This window comes from Sandarakinorhabdus rubra, assembly GCF_010994245.1.
In the GTDB taxonomy this organism is placed as follows: domain Bacteria; phylum Pseudomonadota; class Alphaproteobacteria; order Sphingomonadales; family Sphingomonadaceae; genus Sandarakinorhabdus; species Sandarakinorhabdus rubra.
This window is the reverse complement of the sequence record NZ_WMHO01000159.1, coordinates 1-6,174: the sequence shown is the minus strand read 5'-3', so window position 1 is coordinate 6,174 and position 6,174 is coordinate 1. Positions and strand designations below refer to the sequence as shown.

The following is a 6,174-nucleotide window of genomic DNA, read 5'->3' as shown; positions in this document are numbered from 1 at the left end:
CCGCCACACGCCGTGCTGCTGCGCCTCGGTCAGCGGCACGCCGGCGGCGCGGGCCCAGCGCCGCACCGCCCGGTCGCGCGCGAAGCTCCACAAATTGCCGGTCTCCTGGTGGGCGTGGATGGCACTGATGCCATGGGCGGCGTGGAGATCGTGCAGCACGTCCACGGCCTCGCCCACCCGCACCACCAGCCGCGCGCCGCGTGCACTGAGGCTGCGATCAAGATCGGCCAGCGCCTCAAACAGCATCGCATGGTGGCGGCCGCTCGCGTCCGGCTGCTGCCACAGCCCAGGCTCGAGGATGTAGAGCGGCAGCACCGGCTGGCCGCTGGCACAGGCTGCGGCCAGTGGGGCGTGATCATGCACGCGCAGATCGCGCTTGAACCAGACGATGTCCATGGCGGTTTCGTAGCTGTTTTGTTCTCACCGCGCGCGGCGCGCCGTGTCGCAGGCTGGCGCGTCAGGGCTTCTGGACGGTCACCTTCAGGAAGGTGGCCGGGATCAAGGTGCTGGCCGCGTCACCCTGGTTCTGCGCCGCGAACAGCGCCGACAGTTCGGCGTGCAGCGCCTCGGCCCGGCCATCGGCTTCGGCCGCGGCATAGGCGTTCATCGTCGGCCCGTAATAGTGGCGGAAGATGTCGAGCAGTTCTGCGGGCGGCCCGGGATGGCGGAACACATAGGTGGTGGGCGCGCATTCGATCCGGTCGGCTGCGATGCCGGCCGCGCCGCAACGTTCATGGACATTGGCCGGCACACCCCATGTCACCGGGCTGATGAAGCCTTCCGGTGGCGGCGGCGCGTAGGCCGCGCTGATCTTCAGGATCTGGGCGACCAAGGTGGGATCACCGGGGATCCAGTTGCCCATCACGATGCGCCCGCCCGGCCGTGTCACTCGCACCATCTCGCGCGCCACGTCATGCGGGCGCGGCGCGAACATGGCGCCAAAGATGCTGACCACCAGGTCGAAGCTGGCATCCGCCAGCCCCTCGAGGTTGGAGGCGTCGCCCTGCTCGAAGCGCAGATTTCCCAGCCCCGCCGCGGCAGCGCGGGCGTTGCCGGCGGCCACGAGGTTCTCGGCAATGTCCACCCCCAGCACGTGCGCGCCCAGTTCGGCGGCCGGCAGCGCCGTGGTGCCATCGCCGCAGCCGAGATCGAGCACGTGCACGCCGGGGCCGATCCCAAGGCTGTCCACCAATTCGCGGCCGCTGTCGCGCATGGTGGCTGCGATTCGGGTGAAATCACCCTTTTCCCACAGGGCCTTGTTCGGATTCATGTGATGTCCTCCTCAGGCACGTCCGGATCCTATCAGCATCGGCGGCAAATCCGGCATCCAATCAGTGACGGCCAGTGGTGGCAGCCAACGCTTTGTGCAAATGATGGCGTGGCACCCACCCGCAGGAGTTTCCATGCGCCTAACCCTTGCTGTTCTTGGCCTGCTGGCCGCACTCGCCCTGCCGGCTGCGGTGGCACAGGCGGCGCCGGGGGATCGCACCGAGGCGCTGCTCGCCGAACTGGCCGACGCGCCCGGCCCGCCCGGTTTTGAAGAGCCGGTGCGCGCCATCATGGTGCGCGAACTGGCGCCGCTCGCCCAGAAGATCAGCTATGACGGGCTGGGCAGTGTGATCGCCCAGCACGGCAGCAGCGGCCCGCGCATCATGCTCGATGCCCACATGGACGAGGTGGGCGGCATGGTCCGCCGCGTCACGCCCACCGGCTTCCTGTCGATGCAGCTGCTCGGCGGCTGGCTGGACCAGGCGCTGCTCGGTCAGCGCTGGATGATCATTGGCAGCAAGGGCCCGGTGCGCGCCGTCACCACCATCCGCGACGTGCACGTGACCCCGCAGGAGGAGCGCGGCCGCGTCACCCCGCGCAATGCCATCTATCTGGATGTCGGCGCCCGCACCGCGGCCGAAGTGGCGGCGCTGGGCATCAGCCCAGGCGATCCGGTGGTGCCCGACGCGCCCTTTGCGGCGCTGCCCGGCGGCCGGCTGCTGGGCAAGGCCTGGGATGACCGCGTGGGCCTTGCCGTGGTGATCGAGTCGCTGCGCCGGCTGGCGAAGGAGGGCCACCCCAACCAGCTGTTCGTGGCGGCGACCACACAGGAGGAAACCGGCCTGCGCGGCGCCCACACCGCGGCCGAGATCATCAAGGCCGATATCGGCATCGCCATCGAAGGCGGCGTGGCCGGCGATCAGCCGGGCCTCAACCCGGAAGAGACCCAGGCGGTGCTGGGCGGAGGGCCGGGCATTTTCCTCTATGACAGTTCCGCCCAGCCCAACCGCAAGCTGGCCGATCTGGTGAAGGCAACCGCGCGCGACAGCAAAGTGCCGCTGCAGCTTGATCTGGTGCAGGGCTATGGCGATGATTCGGCCGAAATCCAGAAATCCAACGGCGGTGTGCCCACCGTGAACCTGGTGGTCCCGGCCCGCTACACCCACGCCCACAACGGCATCATCGATCGCGGCGATTTCGACCACATGGTGACGCTGGTGGTGGCGCTGATCAAGCGACTGGATGCCGGGACGGTGGCGCGACTGCGCGATTTTGCGCCGCCGGCCACCCGTCCCTGACGCATTCTGTTCCGCGGGTCAGTCGGCGACAAGCTGGCCGATGCTGGTCGCGACCAGGGTTGAGGTGGCCGGCATCGGCAGGCCGTTGGCCATGAAGTCGGCCATCAGCCGGGTCTTCTCGGCGGCCATGCGCTCGCCCAGCTTGGCCAGGTCGAGGCCACCCTTGCGGGCCTGGGCAAACATGCCGTCGCCGGCGCGTTCCTCCTCGCCGACATGGTGGGCAATCTCTTCCTTCAGCACCATCATCTTGGCATCGCTGAAGCGGTCGCTGCGGCCGCCCATGGCGATTTCGGCGATCAGCAGTTTGGCCGCATCATGCTCGACCAGCGCTTCGTTGCGCAGCTCGGCATCCACCACGCCCTTGCAGGCCGGATAGAAAATGTCTTCCTCGATGCGGGCGTGCACCGAAAGTTCGGTGCAGATCTGCACCGCCAGCGCCTCCTTGTCGGCGGCGCTGGTGGCCGCTTCAAAACGGGCGAACAGATCCTCCACGGTGCGGTGATCGGCCTTGAGCAGGGCAATGGCGTCCAGGGCTTTGGTAGCAGTCATATTGAATTCCAATGGCTTCGAAAACTATGTCCCGATCAGCGAAAGACGAAGAAATACAGCAGCAGGATGATCGGAATGGGGACACCGAACAGCAGCAGCAGAAGTGATTTTCCCATCGTCTGGCCTTTTCGGGTTGGCGAACCGCAGCTTTCCGCCGTTTCCCCACCGTGCGTCAGGCCCGGAATCTACCCTGTGGCGCCGTCGCGGCGAGGCGGCGGCTTGGCAGCGCGCCTGCCGCTTGGCATGGAGGCCGCGAGGCGAAGGAGGCAGGCGATGGCGCTCAAACTGTACGGCATTCCCAACTGCGACACGGTGAAGAAGGCGCGCGCCTTTCTGGCCGCTGCGGGGGTGGCGCACGAATTCCACGACTACAAGAAGGCCGGCGTGCCGACCGATGCGCTGGCGCGCTGGGTGGACCGTTGGGGCTGGGAGGCGGTGCTGAACCGCGCCGGGACCACGTTCAAGGCGCTGCCGGAGGCCGACAAGGCCGGGCTGGATGCCCAGAAGGCCATGGCATTGATGCTGGCCAATCCATCTATGATCAAGCGGCCGATCGTGGAGGGGGAGGGTGTTGCCCTGATCGGCTTCAAGCCGGACGCATGGGCAGGAGCGTTCTGAGATGGCGCGCTGGCTGGTGAAATCCGAACCGTTCAAATACAGCTGGGAGCAGCTGAACCGGGACGGCCAGACCGCGTGGGACGGCGTGCGCAACAACCAGGCCGCGATCTATCTGCGCACGATGAAAATCGGCGACGAGCTGTTCTTCTACCATTCGAACGAGGGCCTCTCGATCGTCGGTATCGCCGAGGTGGTGGGGGAGCATTTCATCGATCCCAGCGACCCCAAGGGCCGCTTCCCGGCCGTGCTGGTCGGCCCCAAGTCTCCGCTGCCGCGCCCGGTCACGCTGGCCGAGATGAAGGCCGAGCCGCGGCTCGCCGGCATGGCGATGTTCCGCCAGTTCCGCCTGTCGGTTGTTCCCATCACCGACGCGGAGTGGGACGTGGTGATGGAGATGGCCGGCCGGTGAGCCTGGGGCGCTGATCAGGCCTGTCGTTCGGCCAGCGTCGCCAGATTGGCTTCATGCCCGTCGCGGCTGAGGCGATAGCGGGACACCGCGAAGATCATCAAGCCCCACACCAGCCAGATGGCCGGCACATAGGTGGCGCCCAGCTGCCACAGGCTGTCTTCGCCCACCTTGTCAGGGCTGGCGCCCTTGGGAAAGGCGGCGAGGGTGAGCACCAGGCTGGCGGCCATCACGCCCAGGCCCTGCACGGCCTTGCGGATGAAGGTGTTGGCGGCAAAGAAGATGCCCTCGTTGCGGCGGCCGGTGCGCACCTCGGCCTGTTCGACGAGATCGGCCAGCATCGAGGCGGTGAGCGCCTGGAAACAGATGATCAGGCCGACATCGATCAGGGTGACGAAGAACACGATCCAGAAGATCGCCGGATCGCCGTTGGGCGGCAGCAGGCCGAACAGCCGCAGGACGATCGGCAAGGGCAGGGCAAGACCGGCCAGCAGGCCGATCACCACCGCACCGCGCTTTTTGCCGAATGTGCGGGTGACGACCGGCGACATGGCCCCGCCGATCGCCGCCGACAGGAACACGCTCATCGTGATCAGGCCGATCTGCTCGGAACTGAAACCCCAGAAATAGGCGGAGAAATAGAAGCTGAGCGAAGCCGAGATGCCGGTGGCGATGGCGCCGAAGATCGCCGCCATGAACAGCGCCGTGAAATCGCGATTGGCGATGGTTTCGAAAATCTCTCTGAAGATGGCCTTCAGGCCCAGCGCGCGCTTGGCGGGCGGCAACCGCATATGCTTGATCTGGCTGTGGGTGCCCAGCGCCGAGACCATGATGGCGACGAAGATCAACGCCGAGGCGATCATGCCATAAAGTGCATAGGCATCGCGGTTGAACTGGCCATTGGGAATGGCCGGTGTGGCAAAGGCCGGGAAGATCAGCGCGAAGTTGGCCACGGTCATGATGCTGCCGATGGTCCAGGCAAAGAACAGCCGCCAGCCGAACAGCGCGCTGCGTTCATCATAGCTGCGCGCCAGCTCCGGTGCCAACGACGTGCTGGGCGTTTCATAGAAGGTGATGGAGGTGCGGATCAGCACCGCCATGCTCAGTAGATACCAGAACAGGGCAGATTGCGACCAGCCGACCGGCGGGTTCCAGATCAGGAAATAGGTCGCCGCCGTCGGGATCGCCGAAGCGTAGAGGAACGGATGCCGCCGCCCCCAGCGCGAGCGGAGATTGTCGGACCAATAGCCGACGACCGGATCGCTGATGGCATCAAGGATCAACGCGATGGTGATGGCCAGGCCGACCAGCCGGGCATCGACGCCGATGACCTGGCTGTAGAAGATCAGCAGGAAATAGCTGAAGCCGCCATCCTTCACACCATAGGCACCCGCGCCAAAGCCGAAGGCGATGCGCGTGCCCAGCGAGGGGGAGTGTTGCACGGGCACTGCCGGCGCGGGCGTGGAGGCGGGCGGTTCGGCGTTGGTGGCCATGCAGTCTCCCCAGGCGTCCGCCGTCTGTGGGCGGTGATTGCGGCGAGTATCAGCGGGGTTGGCCGGGCTGTAAAGCCGTGCCGGGTCGGGCGTTACGCCGCTGCCAGCCAGTCCATCAGCCAGCGCGCCGCCGGTCCGGGCGTGTGGTCCGGTCGGTGCAGCAGCTCGATGGGATAGGTGGTTCCCGGCCAGTCGGGCAGGGCCAGGCGCACCAGGGTGCCGGCGGCCAGATCATCGGCCACCATCGGCACCGGCATGTTGCCCCAGCCTGCGCCGGCCTTCAGGAGCGCGTGCTTGGCGCTCATGTCCCCCAGCCGCCAGGAGCGCGGGGACAGCACGCCGAAATCCTTGCCTTCCGTCAGCCGCGACCGATCGGTGAGCACCAGTTGCAGATGGCGTTGCGCCTCGCCGGGCGGCACGTCCTTGCGGGCAAGCTTGTGACCGGGCGCTGCCACCGGCACCAGCGGCACGCCGGCCAGGCTGCGGCGCACCAGCCGTTCGTTGACGCCGTCGAGCGCGCCGCCGATGGCCAGCGTGGCCG

Annotated in this window: 8 protein-coding genes; 3 read left to right on the top strand and 5 right to left on the bottom strand. The window is 67.1% G+C overall.

What is annotated here, in order from left to right:
* On the bottom strand, nucleotides 1–396 hold a 396-nt coding region (locus GJV64_RS10305), incomplete at its 3' end, for a deoxyribodipyrimidine photo-lyase (RefSeq protein WP_164157150.1).
* Between the two features lie 61 nt (nucleotides 397–457).
* Nucleotides 458–1,270, bottom strand: a complete 813-nt coding sequence (locus GJV64_RS10300) for a class I SAM-dependent methyltransferase (RefSeq protein WP_164157149.1) — start codon at nucleotides 1,268–1,270, stop codon at nucleotides 458–460.
* A 133-nt stretch (nucleotides 1,271–1,403) separates the two neighbouring features.
* On the opposite strand from GJV64_RS10300, the gene GJV64_RS10295 reads away from it, so the two are divergent.
* Nucleotides 1,404–2,567: a M42 family metallopeptidase gene (locus GJV64_RS10295; RefSeq protein WP_164157148.1), complete on the top strand. Its 1,164-nt coding sequence runs from the start codon at nucleotides 1,404–1,406 to the stop codon at nucleotides 2,565–2,567.
* 18 nt (nucleotides 2,568–2,585) lie between these two features.
* Here the strand turns inward: GJV64_RS10295 and GJV64_RS10290 are convergent, their stop codons facing one another.
* On the bottom strand, nucleotides 2,586–3,116 hold the full coding sequence (locus tag GJV64_RS10290) for a hemerythrin domain-containing protein (protein WP_164157147.1): 531 nt from the start codon (nucleotides 3,114–3,116) through the stop codon (nucleotides 2,586–2,588).
* 273 nt (nucleotides 3,117–3,389) lie between these two features.
* On the opposite strand from GJV64_RS10290, the gene GJV64_RS10285 reads away from it, so the two are divergent.
* Together GJV64_RS10285 and GJV64_RS10280 are read left to right on the top strand one after the other, a co-directional pair.
* Nucleotides 3,390–3,734 (top strand): arsenate reductase, encoded by a 345-nt coding sequence (locus GJV64_RS10285; RefSeq protein ID WP_164157146.1) that lies wholly within the window; start codon nucleotides 3,390–3,392, stop codon nucleotides 3,732–3,734.
* A gap of 1 nt (nucleotide 3,735) precedes the next feature.
* Nucleotides 3,736–4,143, top strand: a complete 408-nt coding sequence (locus GJV64_RS10280; protein ID WP_164157145.1) for an EVE domain-containing protein — start codon at nucleotides 3,736–3,738, stop codon at nucleotides 4,141–4,143.
* A 14-nt stretch (nucleotides 4,144–4,157) separates the two neighbouring features.
* Here the strand turns inward: GJV64_RS10280 and GJV64_RS10275 are convergent, their stop codons facing one another.
* Both GJV64_RS10275 and GJV64_RS10270 read right to left on the bottom strand, forming a co-directional pair.
* Nucleotides 4,158–5,633 (bottom strand): MFS transporter, encoded by a 1,476-nt coding sequence (locus tag GJV64_RS10275; protein ID WP_164157144.1) that lies wholly within the window; start codon nucleotides 5,631–5,633, stop codon nucleotides 4,158–4,160.
* Nucleotides 5,634–5,725: 92 nt separating this feature from the next.
* On the bottom strand, nucleotides 5,726–6,174 hold a 449-nt coding region (locus GJV64_RS10270; protein WP_205599593.1), incomplete at its 5' end, for a substrate-binding domain-containing protein.

Coding starts and splice junctions, on each gene's coding strand:
- GJV64_RS10300 (WP_164157149.1), bottom strand. CDS start 1,270: ATGAATCCGAACAAGGCCCTGTGGGAAAAGGGTGATTTCACCCGAATC.
- GJV64_RS10295 (WP_164157148.1), top strand. CDS start 1,404: ATGCGCCTAACCCTTGCTGTTCTTGGCCTGCTGGCCGCACTCGCCCTG.
- GJV64_RS10290 (WP_164157147.1), bottom strand. CDS start 3,116: ATGACTGCTACCAAAGCCCTGGACGCCATTGCCCTGCTCAAGGCCGAT.
- GJV64_RS10285 (WP_164157146.1), top strand. CDS start 3,390: ATGGCGCTCAAACTGTACGGCATTCCCAACTGCGACACGGTGAAGAAG.
- GJV64_RS10280 (WP_164157145.1), top strand. CDS start 3,736: ATGGCGCGCTGGCTGGTGAAATCCGAACCGTTCAAATACAGCTGGGAG.
- GJV64_RS10275 (WP_164157144.1), bottom strand. CDS start 5,633: ATGGCCACCAACGCCGAACCGCCCGCCTCCACGCCCGCGCCGGCAGTG.